Here is a 20757-nt window from a genome sequence, read left to right as displayed (position 1 = left end):
TCATGACCTTGATAGCCCTGCGGCGCGTCGACGGCGGCGCGCCCGACCCCTGGCCCGCGATCGTCGAGAGCGCAGCCGGCTGGCTCGCCGAGACGGGCGCCGACGCACGCGACGCCATCGTGCTGGTTCCGTTCGCGCAGCACCTGCCGCTCGCGCGCCGCGCCTGGGCCGCGCGTGGCGGCTGGATGCCGCGCATCGAGACGACGCAGTCGCTGGCGCGGGCGCTCGCGCCGCCGCCCGCCGCCGGCGAGCTCGGCATCACCTTCGACGCCGCCATCGACCGGCTCACGGCGCGCCGGCTGCTGCGCGGCGTGCAGCGCACCGCCGCGCTGCGCCGCGACCCGCGCGCGTTCGAGCAGGCGGGGGCGGCGGTGGTCGCGACCGCGCACGCGTTCGCGCGCGCCGTGGCGGCGCTGCCGGCCGCGGAGCGTGCCGCCAACCGCGAGCGCGGGCGCGAACTGCTGGGCGGTGCGGCAGGCCCCGGGCAGACCGAACGGGTGCTCGCCCAGGTCGCGTTCGAGTGGGCCGCCGCAGCCGATGCAGCGGCCACCGACCTGCTGTTCGATCTCGCCCCGAGCGCATGGATCGCGGTCGAGGCCGGCGGGGCGGCGGCGCTCACGGCGAACCTGCTGCGTGCCGCGGCCGGCGCGCGGCCGTGCCTGCGCATCGTCACCGATCCGGATCCGGAGCAGCCGTTCGCGGGCACCGTGCATACCGGTCGCGTCGCGCTTGCCGAGTGCGACGACTTCGAGGACGAAGCCGTGCGCAGCGCCGCCCACGTGATCCAGCATCTGAACGAGGGCCGAACGCCGGTCGCGCTGATCGCGCAGGACCGTCTGTTGACGCGGCGCGTGCGCGCGCTGCTGGCGCGTCAGCGCGTGCCGCTCGCCGATGAGACCGGCTGGCGCCTGTCGACCACGCGCGCCGGCGCCAGCGTGGCGACGCTGCTGCGTGCGGCGCGCTGGAATGCCAGCGTCGACGACTGGCTCGACTGGCTCAAGCCCACCGTCGTGGCCTGGCCCGGGCTCGAGCGATCGGTGCGTGCGCTCGACGAACTCGAGGCGGCGCTGCGCAGGAACGGCTGGGTGGCGCCCGCGGCGGTCGACGCCGCGAAGCTCGACGCCGCGGCAGCCGCGCTGCACGAGGCCGCCGCGGCGATCCTCGCCGCCCTGCGCGCGGCGCCGCGCCTGAGCCTGCGCGGCTGGCTCGCCGCACTCAAGCAGGCGCTGGTCGCGTGCGGCAGCTGGCAGTTGCTGAGCGACGACGATGCCGGCCGGCAATTGCTCGCCGCGGTGCCGATCGACGACCCCGAACGCATCGGCGCCGGCGTGCTCGACGAATCGATGTCGCTCGACGACTTCAGCCGCTGGATCGACGCGACGCTCGAGGACGCCTCGTTCGTGCCCGCGGCCGACGCCGACGCCCAGGTGGTGGTGACGCCGCTCGAGCGCGCGATGCTGCGGCCGTTCGGGGCGATCGTGCTGCCGGGCGCCGACGAGAAGCGGCTCGGCGCCGCGCCGGCGCCGCATCCGCTGCTGAGCGACGCCGTCGCGCTCGAGCTGGGCCTCGCGACCGCCGAGCAGCGCCGTCAGGCGGAGGTGCTGGCGTTCGCACAGATCCTGCGGGTGCCGGCGCTGACCCTGCTGCGCCGCCGCGACGACGGCGGCGAGCCGCTCGCGCCGAGCCCGCTGATCGAGCGCCTCGGGCTTGCCCTCGCCGCCGCCGGCCGTACGCTCGAGGAAGCAGCCGACCCGACGCACGCCGAAACCGTCGAGCCGGCGCCGGTCGCGCGCCCGCAGCCACGCGCGCCCGCGCTGCTGCCGCTGCGCCTCAGTGCGACCGCGACCGACGCGCTGCGCACGTGCCCGTACCGCTTCTTCACGCTGCAGATGCTTCAGCTCGCCGATGCCGACGAGCTCGACGACGAGGTCGAGAAGCGCGACTACGGCAACTGGCTGCACGACGTCCTGCGGCGCTTCCACGCCGAGCGCGGCGCGGGCGCGTCGGTCGCCGACGACACGCGCCGCCTGCACGAGGTCGCGCGGGTGGTCGAGCGCGAGATGGGGCTCGACGCCGCCGCCTTCCTGCCGTTCGCGGCGAGCTTCGCGCGCCTGGTGCCACGCTACGTGCGCTGGCTGCACGAGCGCGACGCGGCCGGCGCCGAGTGGCAGCAGGGCGAGGTCGAGCTGACCGTCAGGCCGCCCGCGTGGGGCGGCGTCGAGATGCGCGGCGTCGTCGACCGCATCGATCGCCTCGCCGACGGCACCACCGAACTGATCGACTACAAGACCACGTCGCCGAAGACGCTGCGCGAGCGCACCGGCGCCGGCCGCCGCTTCGAGGACACCCAGCTCGCGTTCTACGCCGCGCTGGCCGGCGGGCAGCACGACGAGGCGCCACCCCTGCGCGCGATCTATCTGGCGGTCGACAGCGGCGAAGACGTCCAGGAGGCGCTGCACGCAGACGTGGCGACGAGCGCCCGCGCGGTGGTCGAAGGCGTCGGCGCCGAGCTCGAGCGCATCCGCGCCGGCGCGCCGCTGCCGGCGCTCGGCCGCGGAACGGCGTGCGAGTACTGCAGCGCGCGCGGCATCTGCCGGCGCGACGACTGGCCCGCCGAGGCGCTCGTCGCGTGACGGCTGCCGACCTGCATCGGCCGGCGTACCGCCGTGCCGGCCAGACCGTCACGCGCGAGGCGTTCTACGCGATCGCGTGCGACCCGGCGCGCAGCGTCGTGGTCGAGGCGTGCGCGGGTGCCGGCAAGACCTGGATGCTGGTGTCGCGCATGCTGCGCGCACTCCTCGAAGGCGCCGACCCGGGCGCGATCCTCGCGATCACCTTCACCCGCAAGGCCGCCGGCGAGATGCGGGCGCGGCTCGGCGAGTGGCTCGCCGGCATGGCCGCGGGCGCCTGCGACGACGCCAAACGCGTCGAGGAGCTGCAGCTGCGCGGCTTCGACGCCGCCACCGCCGCGGCGCTCGCCCCGCAGCTCGCGACGCTGCACGAGCGCGTGCTGAGTTCGGGCCGATCGGTGCAGATCCGCACCTTCCACGCCTGGTTCTCGACTCTGCTGCGAGCCGCGCCGATCGACCTGCTCGCCGAACTCGGCCTCAGCGCGGACGTCGAGGTGGTCGACGACCTGACCGACCACGCGAGCGGCATCTACCGGAGCTTCCACGCCCGCGTCGCGACGGACGCGGCGCTGCGCGCCGACTTCGATGCGCTGATCGGCGCGCACGGGCGCTTCCAGCTGCGCAAGTGGCTCGACGCGGCGCTGGCGCGTCGCAACGAGATCGGCATGGCCGACGCCGCCGGCACGCTCGACCCGAGCATCCCGTCGGCGCACGTCATGTGGCCGGGTGTCGATCCGCGTGTCGATCCGGCGACGCGGCTGCGCTCGGTGTCGATCCACGCGCTGCTGACGGACGTGGCGCGCGGCCTCTGCCAGGCGAAGAACAAGACTTCGCAGAAGCACGGGGCGCTGCTCGCCGCCGCGCTCGCGGTCGACGACGATCGGGAACGTTTCGCGGCCGCCTATCGCGCACTGTTCACCGATGCGGGCTCGCCACGTCAGCACCTCGCGGCCGAAGGCCTGACCGAGGCGCTCGAGGTGCTCGCCGACGTCGAGCAGGCGATCGCCCAGCAGACGGCGCACCAGGAGCACCTCGCGATGGGCCGCCTCGCGCGCGCCCTGTTCGAGGAAACCGCCGCCTACAAGCGCGCGCGCGGCCTCGCCGACATGGCCGACCTCGAGCGCTTCGGCCTCACGCTGCTGCGCGATGCAACGCTCGCGGGCTGGGTGCACGAGCGGCTCGACGCGCGGATCCGCCACGTCCTGGTCGACGAGTTCCAGGACACGAGTCCGCTGCAATGGCACGCGCTGCACGCCTGGCTCGCGGGCTATGCCGGCGCGGGCGGCGGCAGCAGCGGGCAGCGGCCGCCGGCGGTGTTCATCGTCGGCGACCCCAAGCAGAGCATCTACCGCTTCCGCGGCGCCGAGCCGCGCGTCTTCGAGCAGGCGCGCGACTTCGTCGTCGAGGGCCTCGGCGGCACGCTGCTCGCGTGCGATCACACCCGGCGCAACGCACCGGCGGTGATCCGGGCGGTGAACGCCGTTTTCGAACGCGCTCAGGGCGACGATCAGTTCAGCGGCTTCCGCCCGCACACCACCGAAGCCGACGCCTTCGCCGGCAGCGGCGTGTTCACGCTGCCACGGGTGCCGAAGGCGCCGACTGCACGCAGCGAACCGGCCGAGGAACGCTGGCGCGACAGCCTCACCGAACCTCGCGAGGCGGCCGACGAGCAGCCCGACACCGAGTCGCAGCAGGTCGCGCAGGCGATCGCCGACCTGCTGCGAGCGGGCGAGGCGGAGGCGGGCGACGTGATGGTGCTCTGCCGCAAGCGCGAGTCGCTCCGCCTCGTCGCCGGGCAACTCGCCGCGCGCCACCTGCCGTTCGCCGCGCCCGAGGACTTTTCGCTCGGCGACGCGCCCGAGGCGCGCGACCTGGTGGCCCTGCTCGACGTGCTCGCGTCGCCGCGCCACAAGCTGTCGCTCGCGCACGCGCTGCGCTCGCCGCTGTTCGGTGCCAGTGACGATGACCTGATCGAGCTCGCGCTCGCCGCCGGCCCGCGTGGCGACTGGTGGCGTGCGCTGATGCGGATCGGCGGGGTGCGGGGTGGCGCGCAAGTGGCGGCGGAAATGGCGGCGACGGCTGGCGAGCGCGACACGGCTGCGGGCGAGGAAAGCGAAAGTCCGACCCGTTCCATCGCCGCGCCGCCGTCGACGCTGCGGGCGGCAGGTGGATCGAGCGCCGCGGCAGCTGCCGACGCTCTATTGGCCGTGGATCATCGAGGGCCCGGCAGCGGCGCCGACACGGCTCCGTCCTTGGACGCATCGCCTTCCGCAGCGTCGGATTCGACGGCTGCAGGTTCGCGCGCGGCCATGCGGTCCAGCGGCGCGGAGACCCGCCGCGTCGCCACGCGGGCGGGCCCGCCGGCGGCGCCGTCGACCTGGCAGCAGCGCACGCTCGACTGGGAGGCAGATCCCGAGCCGGCGCAGGCTGGCAAACCCGACGACCACCGAGACGACGACCGGCGCGGGGCCGGCGCCGAAGCGGACGCGGCGGCGCATTCGCGCGCGCCAGCGTCGGTGGCGCGCCCCGGCGCCGATCCGGCCGATGCCGCTCCGCAAGGACCCGTCAGCGCTCCCGAGACGACTGCCGGGCCGGTCGCGTCCGCGAGCCCGGCGCTGCAGCGTGCCGCCACGCTGCTCGCGCGCTGGCACGCCGCCGCCCGCACGCTGCCGCCGCACGACCTGCTCGACCTCGTCGTCGCCTCGGGCGAGCTGCGCGAGCGGGTCGCTGCCGCGGTGCCGGCCGAGCGTCGGGTGGCGGCGCTCGGCGCAATCGACGCGGTTGTCGGCCTCGCGCTGACGCTCGACGGCGCGCGCTACGCGACGCCGTACAACTTCGTGCGCGCGCTCAAGCGGCGTGCGCTCGTGGTCGCCGCCCCGACGCAGTCCGACGCGGTGCAGCTGCTCACCGTGCACGGCGCCAAGGGTCTGGAGGCGCGCATCGTGTTCCTGGTCGACACCGACCCGGAGCCGCGCAACGCCGACACCGCGACCGTGCTGGTCGACTGGCCGGTCGAGGCGCAGCACCCGACCGCGTGCGCCTTCGTCTATTCCGAAGCCAATCCGCCGCATTCGCTGGTGCCGCGCCTCGCGCTCGAGACCGCCGCGCGCGAGCGCGAGGAGATGAACGCGCTCTACGTCGCGATGACGCGCGCCAAGGAGCGCCTTGTCGTGAGCTCGACGGAGCCGCGCAGCCCCGACCCGACGTCGTGGTGGGCGCGCATCGCGCCGCACGCCGTGCCCTTCGCGCCGGCAGCGGAGACTGCCGCCGGCGAGGTCGGCGAGCCGGCGATCGTGCTGCGTGCGCTGCCGCACTGGCGCGGCGCGATGAACTCGACGCCGTCGCGCCCGCGCCCGCTGCCCGGTACCGACGCCACCCGGCTCGGGGAGGCGGTGCATCGCGTGCTCGAGTGGGCGGCGGCGCCACATGCACCCCGACCGCCGGATCTGCGCCTCCTGGCGCGCGCGGCGGCCGACGAGTTCGGCGTGGCCGCGGGCGAAGTGGAGCGCGTCGCCAGCCGCATCTGGCAGAGCCCCGCCTGCGCCCGCTTCTTCGACCCGGAACGTCTGCGCTGGGCCGGCAACGAGGTGGCGATCGCCGACGGCGCCGACGTGCTGCGCATCGACCGTCTGGTCGCGCTCGCCGGGCCGCCCGGTGCGACGACCTGGTGGGTGCTCGACTACAAGCTGCAGCACGCACCCGAGCGCGACGCCGCCAACCGCGAACAGCTGCGGCGCTACGTCGCCGCGGTGCGCCGCATGCAGCCCGGCGACGCGGTTCTCGGCGCGTTCATCGGCGGCGACGGCGAGCTGGTTCCGCTGGACTGACGGCGCGTTCGCCGGCGCGGCCGATCGCGGGTGGTCCGGGCGTCGGCCCTTGCGTTCGGCGGCCGCTCGCGCTGCCAGCCAGGCTCGGTCGCGCCAACTGCTTCTTCAGGAGTCGCACCGGCTGTCGCCTTCCGCGGCCCGCCGACGTCGACGCGCCGCTGATGCCGAAGTGCTCGCCGCCGCGCGCACCCGGACGCCGCTCGGCCACGTGCCGACCGCGAGCGCGAAATAGCGCCGTTTGCAGCTTTGTTCGAGCGTTCGCGGCGGCGCGCCATGGCTTGTAATCGCCGCATGCAGGCACCTTCGGCAATCTCCCCACGAGCGTCCGTCGCGGCCCCGCCGAAGGCGGCCGTGCGCCGGATCGGACGGTTCGAACTGCGGCGCCTGCTCGGCAAGAGCGACCGCACGATGCTGTGGCTCGCCGCCGACCCGAGCGCGGGCCAAGAGGTCATGCTGACGATGCCGCGGGCGGCACCGGTCGGCCTCGCTGCCGCCACCAGCTGGACCATGGGGGTGCGCCGCGCGGCGCGCCTCGACCACCCGAATCTCGCCCCGGTGCTCGAGGTCGGGATGCACGAGAACTGGCCGTTCGTCGCGGTCGCGCGCAGCGTCGGCATTCCCCTCGACGAGTGGCTGCAGGCCCACCCCCCGACGTCCGCCGACGAGGTGGCCGGCTGGATCGCCGACGCCCTCCGGGGCCTCTCGTTCGCGCACGAAGGCGGCGTCGCCCACCTCGACCTGCAACTGCAGAGCCTCGTGGTGAACGAGCACGGCCGGGTTCGGGTGATGGCGCTCGCCGCCGCCGGCGAAACGGTCGCACCGGGCACGACGGCCGAGGCGTCGCGTGGGCTCGACCCCGCACAGTTGCGTGCACAGCGCGACGCCGCCGAGCGCGACGTGATCGCCTGCGGCCTGCTGCTGCATCAGCTGCTCGCCACCGAGCCGCCGCTCGGCGTGGCCGACACCATGCGGGTGATCGGCCGCATGGCGCCGCACGGGCGCGAGTTCGTGCGCCTGCCCTGGACGCTGCGCTGGCCCGTCAACGACGCCCTGCGCGCCATCGTCAACCGCAGCACCGCGGGTCAACCGCGCCTGCGTTACCGCAGCGCGCGCACCTTGCTCGACGCCCTCGACGGCTGGCGCGCCGCCGGCGCCGGCGACGACGGCGGCCCGGTCGCGCTGCTGCTCGACCGCGTGCGCCGGGTCGGTCATCTGCCGGCGGCGCCGGGCCTTAGCTCGCGCGTGCACGGCGTCGGCCGCCTCGAAGGGCAGCGCACCGACGACATCGCCAACCAGATTCTTCCCGACCTCGGGCTCTCGTTCGAACTGCTGCGCACGCTCAACTCGGCGCAGGTCCAGGGCTCCCAGATGGGCGGCAGCGGGCCGGTGCTCACGCTCAGCCGAGCGGTCGCGCTGATCGGCGTCAACGGCGTCGAGCACGCCGCGAGCGCGCTGCGGCCGTGGCCCGGCGCACTCGAGGGCGCCGCCGCCGACGCGCTCGCGGCGCTCATGGAACGTGTCCGCCTCGCCGGCCTCGTCGCGCAGGCGCTGCGTCCTCCGGGCTACGACCCGGAGGCCGCGTACCTCGTCGCCGTGCTGCAGAACCTCGGCCGGCTGATGGTGCGCTACCACTTCGCCGACGCGGCCGAGCAGATCCAGCAGCTGCTGCGCAGTGCCAAGGAACCGGCTGCGGCGCACGACGGCGAGAGCGCCGAGCCGATGCTCGGCGAAGAGGCCGCCTCGTTCACCGTGCTCGGCGTCGACATCGGCCTGCTCGGTGCCGCGATGGCGCGCCACTGGGGCTTCGGCGCCGAACTGCAGCACATGATCCGGCGTCTGCCGCTCGACACCCCGGCACGCAAGCCGGACGGCGACGGCGACGTGCTGCGCATCGTCGGCAGCGCCGCCAACGAGGCGGTCGACGCCTTCAGCGAGCTGCCGGCGGAACGGCTGGCCGGCGCGCTGAACCACATGGCCGTGCGCTACGGCCGCGTGCTCAACGTCGACGCGCGCGGCCTCGCCGATGCGCTCAGGCGTGCGCGCGAGCAGCTGCGGAGCGAGCAGCCGGCGGAAGAAGACTGAGCCGCGCTCGGAACGGCGCCTCGGCTCGCCGCCGATGACGCGCGGCGCGACGTTTCGCTGTGCGGATGCCGCGCGAACGGCGTCGTTCGGTCAGGCCAAACCGGAGACGTGGCTCGGACGGTGCCAAAGCCCGGCCTGTATCGACGTCGACTCGTTGGCCGCCTCCAGCCGCAACGGCGCGCTGGGCGGATACGGACCGGCCCTGCGGCCGTACGACACCGCCACAACGCCGTGAGATCGCCGTCGCTCGGCGACCGGACGACGGCGCCGCCGGTCGACTCAGCGCGGCGTGTTGAGCGCCTTGGCGTTCTGGAACAGCGGCACCGCCCAGACGTCCTTCTCGGGCGCCGGCGCCGCGGCCCGCTCGGCCGGCGTCGTCGAGCCGGTCTTGGCGCGCCTGGCGGGCTTGGCCGGAGCGTCGACCGCAGCCTCGCTGCGGGTGTTCGCCGCATCCGCGGCGCTCGCCACGGTGACGGGCAGGTCGGCCGCGGATGCGGCCGCGCAGAAGACGACGAGGCCGGCGGCGACGAGCGAGAACGTGGTTTTCATGGCGAGGCAGGTATTCGTGAAGCGACCACGAATCGTCGCAAACACCGTCCGTCGAGGTGCGGCTTTCCGCGTGACCGATTCGGCAGCGCCGGCGCAAGGCAGCGGCGTTCGTGCGATGTGCACGCGCGGCGTCGAGGCGCCGCGGCAACGGTCGTGAGAGGCAGGGTGACGAGCCTTACCCCCGGCACTGGTCGCAACGGTTGGGGCTGCTTCGTTCCCGACCTGACCCGGTTGGCCGCGCTCCCATGCGGGGAGGCCCGTCGGGGCGCATTCTAAGTGGCCTGGGCAGGCCCGCCCGCGCGCTCAGCGAAGTTGCAGGTCGTCGGCGCCGAACTCGATGCCGAGCGGCTCGACGATCAGCTGCTTGGGGCCAGCCTCGACGCGGCCGGCGACCCACGCTTCGGTGCCGGCGGCACGGGCCACGTCGACGCAGCGCTCAGCCTGGTCGCCGGCGACGAAAAGGGCGAAGCCGGCACCCATGTTGAAGGTGCCGTAGGCCTCGCGGTCCGACTGGCCGGCGGCCTGCTGGATGTAGCGCAGCACCGGGGGCACCGGGGGCACGTGGGTGATGCGGTAGGTGAGCGCCGAGGGGTGGCGCAGGAGCTTGCGCCAGCCGTGGCCGGTGATGTTGGCGCAGTAGTGCAGGTCGACGGCGGCGCGGTGCAGGGCCTCGGTCACGGGCGAGTAGAGCGGCGTCGGCGCGAGCAGCGCGGCGCCCAGGGTGGTGCCGGCGTCGTCGATCGGCGTCGCGTAGCCGTCGGGCAGCCGCTCGGCGATCTTGCGCGCCAGGCTGAGGCCGTTGGCGTGGATGCCGCTCGCGGCGAGCAGCACGATCGCATCGCCGGGCGCGAGGCGATCGCCGGTCGACAGGCGTGACTTCGGGCTGACGATGCCGGTGCATGACGCCGCGAGGTCGATGCGGCCGTCGGCGACGATGCCGGCGAGTGCCGGTGTCTCGCCGCCGCCCCATGCCACGCCGCAGGCGTCGCAGGCGCGCTTCCAGCCGGCGACGAGGGCGGCCGCGCGATCGGCATCCTTGAACCAGTCGGAGCCGCCGGCCGCCCAGTAGGCCTGCACGACGAGCGGCGTCGCGCCGACCGTGATGAGGTCGTTGACCGCCATCGCGATGGTGTCCTGCGCGATCGCGGCGTAGGCGCTGGTGCCCGTGAGACGCGCCATCTCGTCGGCGACCAGCGCCTTCGAACCCAGGCACTCGACGATGCTCGCCAGGTAGAACGGACCGACGTCGACCACGTAGGCGGATTCGCCGCGCGAGGCCGCCACCTCGGCGAAGCCGTGCGGAGCCAGGTTGACCGCGGTCGCCGCGGCCGCGCGCTGCGCGCTCAGCTTGAGCGGGTCGATCAGGTCGTAGTCGACGCCGGCGGCACGATAGGTGAGGGCGTCGGACGCACCGGGCTGGGCGGAGTCGTGGTTCATCGAAGTGCCGGGTGACGGGTCGGGTGCTGGCGGGCGCCGGGCGGCGGCGCAATTCCGGCAGGGGGCTCCGGGCGGGCCGATTATCGGCCGAGCCGGGAGCCGCCCTGCGGCGCGGGTGGCAGGGCCCGGCTTCTTAGAATCCGCCAATGTCGTACGTCGTCCTGGCCCGCAAGTACCGCCCCCCGAACTTCGGCGCGCTGGTCGGGCAGCCTCACGTGGTGCAGGCGCTCGGCAATGCGCTGCGCCAGCAGCGCCTGCACCACGCCTACCTCTTCACCGGCACGCGCGGGGTGGGCAAGACGACGATCGCCCGCATCCTTGCCAAGTCGCTCAACTGCACCGGCCCCGACGGCCGCGGCGGCATCACGGCCGAGCCCTGCGGCGTGTGCGAGGCGTGCCGCGACATCGACGCCGGCCGCTACGTCGACTATGTCGAGCTCGACGCCGCCTCGAACCGCGGGGTCGACGAGATCAGCCGCCTGCTCGATCAGTCGGTCTACAAGCCGGTGGTGGCGCGCTTCAAGGTGTACCTGATCGACGAAGTGCACATGCTCTCCAACACCGCGTTCAACGCGATGCTGAAGACGCTCGAGGAGCCGCCGCCCTACCTGAAGTTCGTGCTCGCGACGACCGACCCGCAGAAGGTGCCGGCGACCGTGCTGTCGCGCTGCCTGCAGTTCAACCTGCGGCCGATGGCGCCGGAGACCATCCGCGAGCACCTCGCCGACGTGCTCGGCCGCGAGGCGATCGACGCCGAGCCGGCCGCGCTGACGCTGATCGCGCGCGCTGCGCGCGGCTCGATGCGCGACGCGCTCTCGCTCACCGATCAGGCGGTTGCGTTCGGCGCCGGCGCCGTCAGCGAGGAGGGCGTGCGCCAGATGCTGGGCGCGGTCGATCGCGGCCATGCCGCGCGCATCGTCGCCGCACTCGCGGCGCGCGACGGCGCCGGCCTCGTCGCTGCCGTCGACGCGCTGCGCGAGCTCGGCCTCGCGGCCGACGCGCTGCTCGAGGAAATGGCGACCCTGCTGCAGCAGATGGCGCTGCAGCAGGCGGTGCCGGGCGCGCTCGACGCGGACGATCCCGATGCCGCGCCGGTGGCCGAGCTCGCCGCGTTGCTGCCCGCAGACGAGACGCAGCTGCTCTACAGCATCGTGCTGCACGGCCGCACCGAAATCGCGCTCGCGCCCGACGAGTACAGCGGCCTGGTCATGGTGCTGCTGCGCCTGCTCGCGTTCCCGCCGGCCGGCGCGGCGACCGGCGGCGCAAGCGCTGGCTCGACGGGGTCGCCCCGCCAGGGGCGCGACGCCGCGGCGTCGCCCGTGGCGGTGGCGGCCGCAGCGCCGCGTGCGGTCAAAGGGCCGGGCAGCAGCGACGTGCTCGCTGGTGCGCTGCCGCCCGGCGCGTCATCGGCGCGCCCGGCGGGCGGCACATCGGGCCCGCTCGAAGCGCCGGGCGCGCCGGGCCGCGACCGCCGGGAGGCTGCCCGCAGCGGCGTCGAGGCGGACGCGCCGGCCCTGCCGACGAGCGCCGCGCGCAGCGCCACCGCGCCGCTCGGCGCAGCCGAACCGCCCGCGCCGCGCGGCGCCGGCGCCGCGCTCGACGCGCGCCCGCTGCGCGCGGCCGCGACGGTGCTGGTCGAGCCGCGGGCCCGCGCCGCTGCGACGAGCTCCGAGGAGGCGCCGGGCGACCGCATGGCGAGCGCTCGCGACCGTGCGCCGGGCGCCTCGGGCGCATCGGACGAGGGCAGCGGCAGCGACAGCGGATCGGCCGCGGGCCCGGCCGCGCCGACGACGGCGCCCAGCGACCCCGGGCAGCACCTCTCCGGCGACCATGCGGGGGCGGATCCTGGCTCGGCGGAGCCCATGTCCGACGCGGCGGCCGCGCGGGCGCCGGCGCGGGCGCCGGACGGCATCGGCGCGCCCGCGGACCGCTGGGACGCCGTCGTGCGGCGCATGCTCGCGGCCGGCTCGATCGGCGCGCTCGTGCGTGAGCTCGCGCTGCAGGCCGAGTGCATCGCGGTCGACGAGAGCGCATCGCCCCTCCGCTGGCAGCTGCGCGTCGAGCGCGAGATGCTGCGCACACCCGCACAATGCGAGCGGCTCCAGAGCGCGCTTGCCGAAATGCTCGGCCGGCCGGTCCGCATCGACGTCGAGGCCGGCGTCGCCGAGGACACGCCGGCGCGCCGCGCCGCGGCCGAGCGCGCCCGCCGGCAGAGCGAGGCCGAGCGGCTGATCGCCGAGGACCCGCTCGTCAAGGCGCTGATGGCCCAGTACAAGACCGCGCGGATCGTGCCCGGATCTGTCAAACCCCATTCGACCCTCCAGGAGTAGCCAGATGATGAAGAACCAGCTTGCCGGGCTCATGAAACAGGCTCAGGCGATGCAGGACAACCTGAAGAAGGCTCAGGACGAGCTCGCCACGATCGAGGTCGAGGGCCAGTCGGGCGCCGGGCTCGTGAAGGTGACCATGACGTGCAAGCACGACGTCAAGCGGATCGCGATCGACCCCAGCCTGCTCGGCGACGACAAGGACATGCTCGAGGACCTCGTCGCCGCCGCCTTCAACGACGGCGTGCGACGCGCCGAGCAGGTGAGCCAGGAGAAGATGGGCAAGCTCACCGCCGGAATGCCGCTGCCGCCGGGAATGAAGCTGCCGTTTTGAGCGAGCCGGCGCTTCAGCGCCTGGTCGAGTCGCTGCGGCGCCTGCCCGGCGTCGGCGTGAAGTTGGCGCAGCGCATGGCCTTCCACCTGCTGCAGCACGACCGCGACGGTGCACGCCAGATCGCCGACGCGCTGCAGCAGGCGGTGGCGGCGGTGCGCCACTGCGCGCGCTGCCACACCTTCACCGAAGGCGCGCTCTGCTCGATCTGCGCCGATCCGTCGCGCGACGCGCGCCTGCTGTGCGTGGTCGAGACGCCGGCCGACCAGGCCGCGCTCGAGCGCACCGGCACCTATCGGGGCCTGTACTTCGTGCTCATGGGGCGGCTCAGCCCGCTCGATGGCATCGGCCCCGGTTCGATCGGCGCGCAGGAACTGCTCGACCGCGCGAGCGACGGCAGCGTCGACGAGGTGATCGTCGCGACCAACTTCACCGCCGAAGGCGAGGCGACTGCGCACGTGCTCGGCGAGGCGCTGAAGGCGCGCGGCATTCGGGTGACGCGTCTGGCGCGCGGGGTGCCGATCGGCAGCGAACTCGAGTACGTCGACCTCGGCACCATCGCGCACGCGCTGATCGACCGACGCTGAGCGTCACGAGGGCCGCGCGGCCCCTGGATGCCCCATCGGTACAGCACGTGCCGCAGCAAGGCCGATCACCCGCGGTCGCCGTGACGGGGTCATCGCAACGTCGCCACGAGAGCGCCGCGACGGCCCCGGCGTCGAGAAGCGGACGTCGCCCGACGCCCTGCCGGGATCAGCGTGCCGAACGAGCGGTGCGGGCGCGCGGTGCTGCGACCTTCAGGCTGCCTTTGGCGGCGGCGCGCGCCTCGCGGGTGCCGCCGTCGCTCGAGGCGCCACGGCCGGCGCTGCGTACCGGCTTGTCGGCAGCGGCACGCGCGGCCTTGACGCTCGACGGGCGTGCGGCCGGCGCGCCGGTGCTCGCGACGCGGCTGGCGCGTGTCGGAGCCTTCGCGGTGCGTTCGACGGTCGGCGCGTGGCGCGCCGCCGCCGGTGTTGAACGCGGGCCAGGGTTGCTGCGCTCGGCGGTCGAGGTCCTGACCACGTCGCGCGCAGGCACGCTGGTCGACGAACGGCGGTCGTCGTCATCGTCGCTTGCCTGGCGCGCGAGCGCGCTGCCCTGCGGCACGAACAACACGACCGATTCGCCGCGCCTGAAGGTCGCGCCGACGCGCACGTCGTTCCAGTCGGCCACCTTCTGCGGACTGAGCCGGAAGCGGTGCGCGATCGAGCTCACGCTGTCGCGGCGCCCCGCGCGCACGGTGATTCGGCGCAGCGGCGGCACGTCGGGGGCGAGCGACATCGTCGCGTTGTCGGCGATGTGCAGGGCGACGTCGCTCATGCGGGCCTCGCTGCGCGCGACCAGCAGCGTCGAGCCGCTGCGGATCAGCATGCGCGCGGGGATGCGGTTGATCTCGCGCAGCTCCTCCTCGACCATGCCGACTTCCTGTGCCGCCTCGGCGGCGCGCATGGTGCGCGGCACGACCCAGGCGGTCCAGCTCGCCAGCGGGCCGGTGTAGCGCGGCAGTTCGCGCACGAACTGGTTCGCGTTGTCGTAGGGCAGCAGCACCTGCTGCGTCGCCGCGGCCAGGATCACCGGCTTGTTCATCTGCGGGTTGAGCGCCTTGAACTCGTCGAGCGGCAAGCCTGCGATGCGCGCGGCGACGGCGACGTCGATGTCGCGTTCGATCGGCACGGCGACGAAATACGGGTGGTTGTGCAATGCCGGCAGCTGCAGACCGAACGCGGCCGGATTGGCAATGATGTTCTTTACGGCCTGCAGCTTGGGTACGTATTGCGCCGTCTCGGCCGGCATGCGCAGGCTCGAGTAGTCGGTCGGCAGCCCGTCGCGCTTGTTCTTGTTGACCGCGCGCTGCACGCTGCCTTCGCCCCAGTTGTAGGCCGCCAGCGCGAGTTGCCAGTCGCCGAACATGCCGTAGAGGCGCTGCAGGTAGTCGAGCGCGGCGCGCGTCGACGCGAGCACGTCGCGGCGGTCGTCGCGGAACATGTTCTGCTTGAGGGAATAGTCGCGACCGGTCGACGGGATGAACTGCCACATGCCGGACGCCGCGGCGCTCGACATCGCCTGCGGGTTGAACGCGCTCTCGATGAACGGCAGCAGGGCGAGCTCGCTCGGCATGCCGCGGCGCTCGATCTCCTCGACGATGTGGAACAGGTAGCGGCTGCTGCGCGCCGTCATGCGGGCGACGTAGTCAGGTCGGCTCGAATACCAGTTCTCGCTGTCGCGCACCAACGGGTTGTCGAGATCGGGCATGCCGAAGTTGCGGCGCACGCGCTCCCAGAGGTCGACCTGGGTGTTGCGACCGCTCATGTCGACCGGCACTTCGGGGCGCACCGGGTCGATCGGCACCGGCGCCTGTGCGGGCGCCTGGGGCGGCAGAACGAGGCCGGTGCCCGGCGTCGGCGTGGTGATCGCCGGCGTCTTGCTCGGCGCCGTTTCGCGATAACTGTCGGGGGAGGTGGGGTCGGGAGGGGTGATGGCGCATGCCGCGAGAAGGAGCGACATGAAGGACAAGGCCAGCGGTGCGGCGATGCGGCGCAAGCCGGCTTTGAACGTGATCGTCATCGGAAATCGTTCTTCCAGTTTCTGAGCGCGGCCAGCACGGCGACACCGCTCGAGTCGGCGGCACCGTGTTCGGCGGCCGCGGCGACGACCGCGGGCTCCGAGCAGCGCAGGAAGGGATTGACCTCGGCTTCGCGCGCGAGGGTCGACGGCAGCGTGGGGCGACCCGCCGCACGCTCGGCTTCGCACCACACCGTGTACTCGGCAATGGCGCGGTTCGCAGGCTCGACCGCTTGCGCGAAGCGCAGGTTCGAGAGCGTGTACTCGTGACCGCAGCAGACGCGGCTGTCGCCCGGCAGGCGCGCCAGGGTCGAGAGCGACTCGTGCATCTGCGCCGGCGTGCCTTCGAACAGGCGACCGCACCCGGCCGAGAACAGCGTGTCGCCGCAGAACAGCACCCCCGGCTCGCCGTTCGACGCGGCGCGATGGAACGCGATGTGACCGGCGGTGTGGCCCGGAATGTCGTAGACGTCGAAGCGCATGCCGAGCACCTCGACCTGATCGCCGTCACCCAGGCCGATCGCCGGTTGCGGGATGGTCTCGCGGCGCGGGCCATAGACCTCGCCCTGCAGGCGACCGCGCAGCGCGTCGACGCCGCCGCAGTGATCGCCGTGATGGTGCGTCACTAGAATCGCGGCGAGCGCGAGCCCTCGCGCATCGAGGGCGGCATGCACCGGCGCCGCCTCGCCCGGGTCGACGATGATGGCCGAGCGGCCGTCATCCATCATCCAGATGTAGTTGTCGCTGAAGGCGGGAAGGGCGGTGAGATTCATGGCGGAAAGTGGCGCGATTATAGGTTTGCCCGCCTGGCTGGATACCCCCGCCGGCGCGCGCCTGCTCGAGTGGGAACAGCAGCATCTCGACGAGGTGGTCACCGACATCTTCGGCTTTCACGCGCTGCAGCTCGGCTTGCCCCGGATCGATGCGCTGCGTGCCAACCGCATGCCGCATCGCTGGCTCGCCGTCGAGAACCCGGCCGAGGCGGCGGCCTGCGAGGGCCAGGCCGCGCTGCGTGCGGTTTCGCTGCATTGCGACTTCGACGCGTTGCCGTTCGACAGCGCGAGCCTCGACCTGGTCGTGCTGCCGCACACGCTCGAGTTCGCGCGCGACCCGCACCTGGCGCTGCGCGAGGTCGAGCGCGTGCTCATGCCCGAGGGACGCGTCGTCATCGTCGGGTTCAACCCGGCGAGCCTGTGGGGCCTGCGCGAGCGCGCCGAGCGCTGGCGCAGGCGCCTGCGCCGGCGTCATGCCGACGCCCTGCAGACCGGCGGAAGCCCGCTCGGCTATCGGCGGCTGCGCGACTGGCTGCGCCTCCTCAGCTTCGAGGTCGAGGCGGGCCGCTTCGGCGGCTACGTGCCGCCGGTGGCGTCGGCCAAGTGGCTGGCGCGCCTCGGCTGGATGGAGCGCGCCGGCGACCGCTGGTGGCCGATCTTCGGCGCGGTCTACGTCGTCACCGCGGTCAAGCGCGTGCGTGGCATGCGCCTCGTCGGCCTCATCGGCGCGCCGCGCCGCAAGCCCGTTCCGGTCGCCGCGCCGGTTGCGGCTGCCCATCAACACGAATTCGAAAGCGGACCTGATGCCCGTTGAACGTCCCGGCACGAGCCGAGAGCGCTGGATCACCTACACCGACGGGGCGTGCGCCCCTTCCAATCCCGGGCCCGCCGGCTGGGGCGTCGTCCTCATCGCGCCGGACGGCAGCGAGACCGATCATTTCGGCTTCATCGGCCCCGGCACCAACCAGATCGCCGAGCTCACCGCGGCGCTCGAAGGCCTGTCGCGGGTGCCGCCGGTCGCCGAGGTCGAGCTCGTCTCCGACAGCCAGTACGTGCTGAAAGGTCTGACCGAATGGCGCGCCGGCTGGGAGCGCAAGGGCTTCCGCAACGCCAAGGGCGAACCGGTGGCCAACCTCGCGCTCTGGAAGAAGCTGTTCGCCGCGTTCGACGCGCGCCGCGTGACCACGCGCTGGGTGCGCGGCCACAACGGCGACCCGCACAACGAGCGCGCCGACGCGCTGGCCAACCGGGCGCTCGCGTTGCGCGCCTCGAGCCCGAGCTGACGCGGGCGAGCGCGGCCGCCGGGGCTGCCGCGCGCTACGCGCTCAAGGCAGCGCGCGCTCGACGTCCATCAGCGTGAAGCGGGCGAGCGCGAGGTTGCTGCGATGCTTCTCGAGCAGCGCCATCACGAACAGTTCGGGATGGCGCGGCATCGCGCGCACCAGCAGGTGACGCGAGCCGGCGCTGACGATCAGCTCGTCGAACGGCTCCGACAGGCCCATGTTGCGGGTGCGCATCTGCATCGCCTGCATGGCCTGCGCGCAGGTCGCCGCCGAGAGGTCGAGGTCGACGTCGGGATCGCCGACCACCTCGCGCGTGTGGATCGCGCCCGAGGCGACTTCGGCGATCGCGCACGCGACGAGCCCTTCGAGGCGCAGCATGCCGGCGAGCGCGTGACGGTTGCGCGTCGAGTCGACGACGTCGCGGCTGATGCGCAGCGCGTTGCCGCCGAGCGAGCGCTCGGCGAACGTGCCGCCGAGCGACCGTTCGGCGAACGACTCGGGCGCGATGCCCGGCCGCGCGCTGTCGTCGATGTCGCCGACGCGGATCGGGAACGCACCGCCGCCGAGCTCGGCCGGAGCGGCGCTCTCGAGCGTCGCCGGCTGCAGGCGCACGCGGTCCCAGTGCTCGACGATCGCGTTCCAGACCGCCGACGCGCCGGTCATGGGTTCGGTCGACACGTGCACCTGCAGGCGGTCGGACCATTCGGTGGCGGCAACCTTCTGCGCGATCCACGCCGCGCCCGGCGGCAGCTGGAACAGCAGGTGCGGACAGCGCCACGCCGGCAGTGCGCTCGCCTCGAGCAGGCTGTCGAGCAGGGCGTCGATCGCGGGCGGCTCCATCGGGCCGATGATCACCACCGCGAGCTGGCTGCGCTCCATCAGCGCGATCGGGATCTCGTCGCTGTCGAGGCCCGGCGCACGCACGTCGGCGTTGAAGATGCGCAGGGTGTCGTGCTGGCGCCGGACCAGCGTGGTGCGCTCGATCACCGCGAGGCTTTCCTCGGCGCCGGCGCGCCGCAACTGCAGGCGTTCGATCGGGCGCCCGCCGGCATCGCTGAGCGCCTTGATCACCGAGGCGGCCCACACCTTCGCCGGGTCCACCAGCGTGATCATCGAGGTCGCGGTCTCGAGGTCGGCGCGGGTGGCGGCGAAGTGCTCGCGGATCGCCTGCGCCGGCGAGCCCTTGACCTCGATCTCGGTGAGGTGGCGATCGACGATCTGACCGCGCTCGTTCACCTCGGCCGAGGTGGTCTGCATGATGGCCGTGGCGGCGAAGCCGCTCTCGTCCTCGTCGTCATCGCGGCTGCGTGACTTGGCGGGGTCGAGCATGGACCCCAGATCTCCGAACAGCGATGTCAGCACGGCGGCTCCTCCAGCCTCGAGACGGCACCCAGCGGCCACCTGTTTCGGCGCAAGTGTACGCAGGCGGCAGGCGCCGCGCGCGTCGTCGCATGGCCGGACCATCGCCCGCACGAGCGACATCGTCGAACGCCTCCCAAAGGCTTCGAGACCGGCGTCGGAAAGAACCACCGGCGTGAGTCCATCTCACACCGGACCGGTGCGCCGGGTGGCAGAATCGACCTCCGCGTTTTCACCCTGGCGCAAGCGTCGCACCGAGCTGGGGCTCGCTGGCGGCGTCGCCCCCGCCCCGATGTCGACTTCCACCTCGCCGGCCTGGCCGGCCCGCCAGGACGCTGCCGTGATCGGCCTCGTCAGCACGGCCCACTGCATCAGTCACTTCAGCCAGCTGCTGCTCGCCCCGCTGTTCCCCTGGCTCAAGACCGAGTTCGGCGTCAGCTACACCGAGCTGGGCCTGCTGATGACGATCTTCTTCGCCGTGTCGTGCGGCGTGCAGGCGCTGTCCGGCTTCATCGTCGACCGCTTCGGCCCGCGCCCCGTGCTGTTCGGCGGGATGGCGCTGCTGGCGGCTGCCGCGTTCGGTTTCGCGTCGAGCACGTCGTACGCGATGCTCGCGGTCTTCTCGGTGATCGCAGGCGTGGGCAACGGCGTGTTCCACCCGGTCGACTACTCGCTGCTCAACCGCCGCGTGCACTCGACCCGCCTCGGCCATGCCTACAGCGCGCATGGCATCAGCGGCAGCCTGGGCTGGGCCGCCGCACCGGCGCTGCTGGTCCCGATCGCGGTGCTCAGCGGCTGGCGCAGCGCGCTGGTGGTCGCCGGCCTGCTCGCGCTCCTGGTGCTGGGCATGCTGCTGGCGTTCCGCCGCCACCTCACGCTCGAGATGACGAGCGCGGCACGTCCCGCCGCCGCGGCCGTGCCGGTCGGCGGCGGCAGCTTCGGCTTTCTCGCCATTCCGGCGGTCTGGATGTGCTTCTGGTTCTTCCTGCTGTCGGCGATCGTGCTGAGCGGCATGCAGGCGTTCTCGACCCAGGCGGCGAGCCAGCTGCACGCGGTGCCGACGCAGCTCGCCGCGATGTGCCTCACGGTCTACATGCTCGGCAGCGCGAGCGGCATGGTGGTGGGCGGCTTCCTCGCGTCGAACCCCGACCGCTGCGAGCGCGTGGTGGGCTTCGCCTTCAGCATCGCCGCCCTGTTCGCGCTCGCGCTCGGCTTCGCGCCGGTCGCCGCGCTGCTGGTGCCGGTGCTGTTCGCCGGCATGGGCATCGCGATGGGCATCGCGTCGCCGTCGCGCGACCTGCTGGTCAAGCGCTCGTCGCCCGAGAACGCGACCGGGCGCGTGTACGGCGTCGTCTACTCGGGGCTCGACATCGGCCAGGCGCTCGCGCCGCTGGCGTTCGGCCGCCTGATGGACATGCACCGCCCGCAGGACGTCTGGCTCGGCATCGCGATCGTGCAGGCGCTGATGATCGTGAGTGCATTCAACATCCAGCGCGTGCGCCGTACGCCGCTGAGCGCGGCGGCGGCCTGAGAACGCAGCGCGCGCCGCGGACGTCGG

14 protein-coding genes and 1 other RNA gene are annotated in these 20757 nt (G+C 73.6%); 9 read left to right on the top strand and 6 right to left on the bottom strand.

The features are described from left to right. Positions 1-2: 2 nt before the first annotated feature. From HQN59_RS18380 to HQN59_RS18370, 3 genes are all read left to right on the top strand, one after another. The gene (locus HQN59_RS18380) at positions 3-2633 is read left to right on the top strand and encodes a PD-(D/E)XK nuclease family protein (RefSeq protein ID WP_176070583.1); all 2631 of its coding nucleotides are present in this window, start codon (positions 3-5) and stop codon (positions 2631-2633) included. Then, the gene (locus tag HQN59_RS18375) at positions 2630-6457 is read left to right on the top strand and encodes a UvrD-helicase domain-containing protein (protein ID WP_176070582.1); all 3828 of its coding nucleotides are present in this window, start codon (positions 2630-2632) and stop codon (positions 6455-6457) included. Before HQN59_RS18380 ends, HQN59_RS18375 begins: the two co-directional genes overlap by 4 nt. Positions 6458-6808: 351 nt before the next feature. Further along, positions 6809-8539: an HDOD domain-containing protein gene (locus tag HQN59_RS18370; RefSeq protein WP_176070581.1), complete on the top strand. Its 1731-nt coding sequence runs from the start codon at positions 6809-6811 to the stop codon at positions 8537-8539. Positions 8540-8818: 279 nt separating this feature from the next. Here HQN59_RS18370 and HQN59_RS18365 read toward each other — a convergent pair whose 3' ends face one another. The 3 genes from HQN59_RS18365 to HQN59_RS18355 all read right to left on the bottom strand — a co-directional run bounded on the left by HQN59_RS18365 (position 8819) and on the right by HQN59_RS18355 (position 10525). After that, positions 8819-9088, bottom strand: a complete 270-nt coding sequence (locus tag HQN59_RS18365; protein WP_176070580.1) for a hypothetical protein — start codon at positions 9086-9088, stop codon at positions 8819-8821. Positions 9089-9252: 164 nt separating this feature from the next. Continuing rightward, positions 9253-9350: signal recognition particle sRNA small type (gene ffs, locus HQN59_RS18360), an RNA gene on the bottom strand. Positions 9351-9391: 41 nt separating this feature from the next. Further along, positions 9392-10525 carry an AIR synthase-related protein gene (locus HQN59_RS18355; RefSeq protein WP_176070579.1) on the bottom strand — a complete coding sequence of 378 codons (1134 nt, stop codon included), beginning with the start codon at positions 10523-10525 and terminating at the stop codon, positions 9392-9394. A gap of 146 nt (positions 10526-10671) precedes the next feature. On the opposite strand from HQN59_RS18355, the gene dnaX reads away from it, so the two are divergent. From dnaX to recR, 3 genes are read left to right on the top strand one after another with little or no spacing between them, the layout of a single operon-like run. Next, the gene (gene dnaX, locus HQN59_RS18350; RefSeq protein ID WP_176070578.1) at positions 10672-12855 is read left to right on the top strand and encodes a DNA polymerase III subunit gamma/tau; all 2184 of its coding nucleotides are present in this window, start codon (positions 10672-10674) and stop codon (positions 12853-12855) included. 4 nt (positions 12856-12859) lie between these two features. Further along, the gene (locus HQN59_RS18345; RefSeq protein WP_176070577.1) at positions 12860-13186 is read left to right on the top strand and encodes a YbaB/EbfC family nucleoid-associated protein; all 327 of its coding nucleotides are present in this window, start codon (positions 12860-12862) and stop codon (positions 13184-13186) included. Then, complete coding sequence (gene recR, locus HQN59_RS18340; RefSeq protein ID WP_176070576.1) at positions 13183-13770, top strand: recombination mediator RecR; 588 nt, start codon at positions 13183-13185, stop codon at positions 13768-13770. Before HQN59_RS18345 ends, recR begins: the two co-directional genes overlap by 4 nt. 166 nt (positions 13771-13936) lie before the next feature. Here recR and HQN59_RS18335 read toward each other — a convergent pair whose 3' ends face one another. Further along, complete coding sequence (locus tag HQN59_RS18335; RefSeq protein ID WP_246295013.1) at positions 13937-15787, bottom strand: transglycosylase SLT domain-containing protein; 1851 nt, start codon at positions 15785-15787, stop codon at positions 13937-13939. After that, positions 15784-16557: a hydroxyacylglutathione hydrolase gene (gene gloB / locus HQN59_RS18330; protein WP_176070575.1), complete on the bottom strand. Its 774-nt coding sequence runs from the start codon at positions 16555-16557 to the stop codon at positions 15784-15786. The genes HQN59_RS18335 and gloB overlap by 4 nt, the downstream gene beginning before the upstream one ends. Here gloB and HQN59_RS18325 point away from each other — a divergent pair. After that, positions 16556-17371 (top strand): class I SAM-dependent methyltransferase, encoded by an 816-nt coding sequence (locus HQN59_RS18325; RefSeq protein ID WP_176070723.1) that lies wholly within the window; start codon positions 16556-16558, stop codon positions 17369-17371. The two genes, gloB and HQN59_RS18325, sit on opposite strands and share 2 nt — an antisense overlap. After that, on the top strand, positions 17361-17840 hold the full coding sequence (locus tag HQN59_RS18320; protein WP_176070574.1) for a ribonuclease H family protein: 480 nt from the start codon (positions 17361-17363) through the stop codon (positions 17838-17840). Before HQN59_RS18325 ends, HQN59_RS18320 begins: the two co-directional genes overlap by 11 nt. Positions 17841-17882: 42 nt before the next feature. Here the strand turns inward: HQN59_RS18320 and HQN59_RS18315 are convergent, their stop codons facing one another. Then, on the bottom strand, positions 17883-19202 hold the full coding sequence (locus HQN59_RS18315) for a hypothetical protein (protein ID WP_176070573.1): 1320 nt from the start codon (positions 19200-19202) through the stop codon (positions 17883-17885). 289 nt (positions 19203-19491) lie between these two features. Between HQN59_RS18315 and HQN59_RS18310 the strand changes: the two genes are divergently transcribed. Continuing rightward, the gene (locus tag HQN59_RS18310) at positions 19492-20730 is read left to right on the top strand and encodes an MFS transporter (RefSeq protein WP_176070572.1); all 1239 of its coding nucleotides are present in this window, start codon (positions 19492-19494) and stop codon (positions 20728-20730) included. The last annotated feature ends 27 nt before the right edge of the window (positions 20731-20757 follow it).

The organism is Rhizobacter koreensis (assembly GCF_013366375.1).
Taxonomy (GTDB): Bacteria; Pseudomonadota; Gammaproteobacteria; order Burkholderiales; family Burkholderiaceae_C; genus Schlegelella_A; species Schlegelella_A koreensis.
Note: the sequence above shows the minus strand (reverse complement) of the source record. Positions and strands in the feature narration are given on the sequence as shown.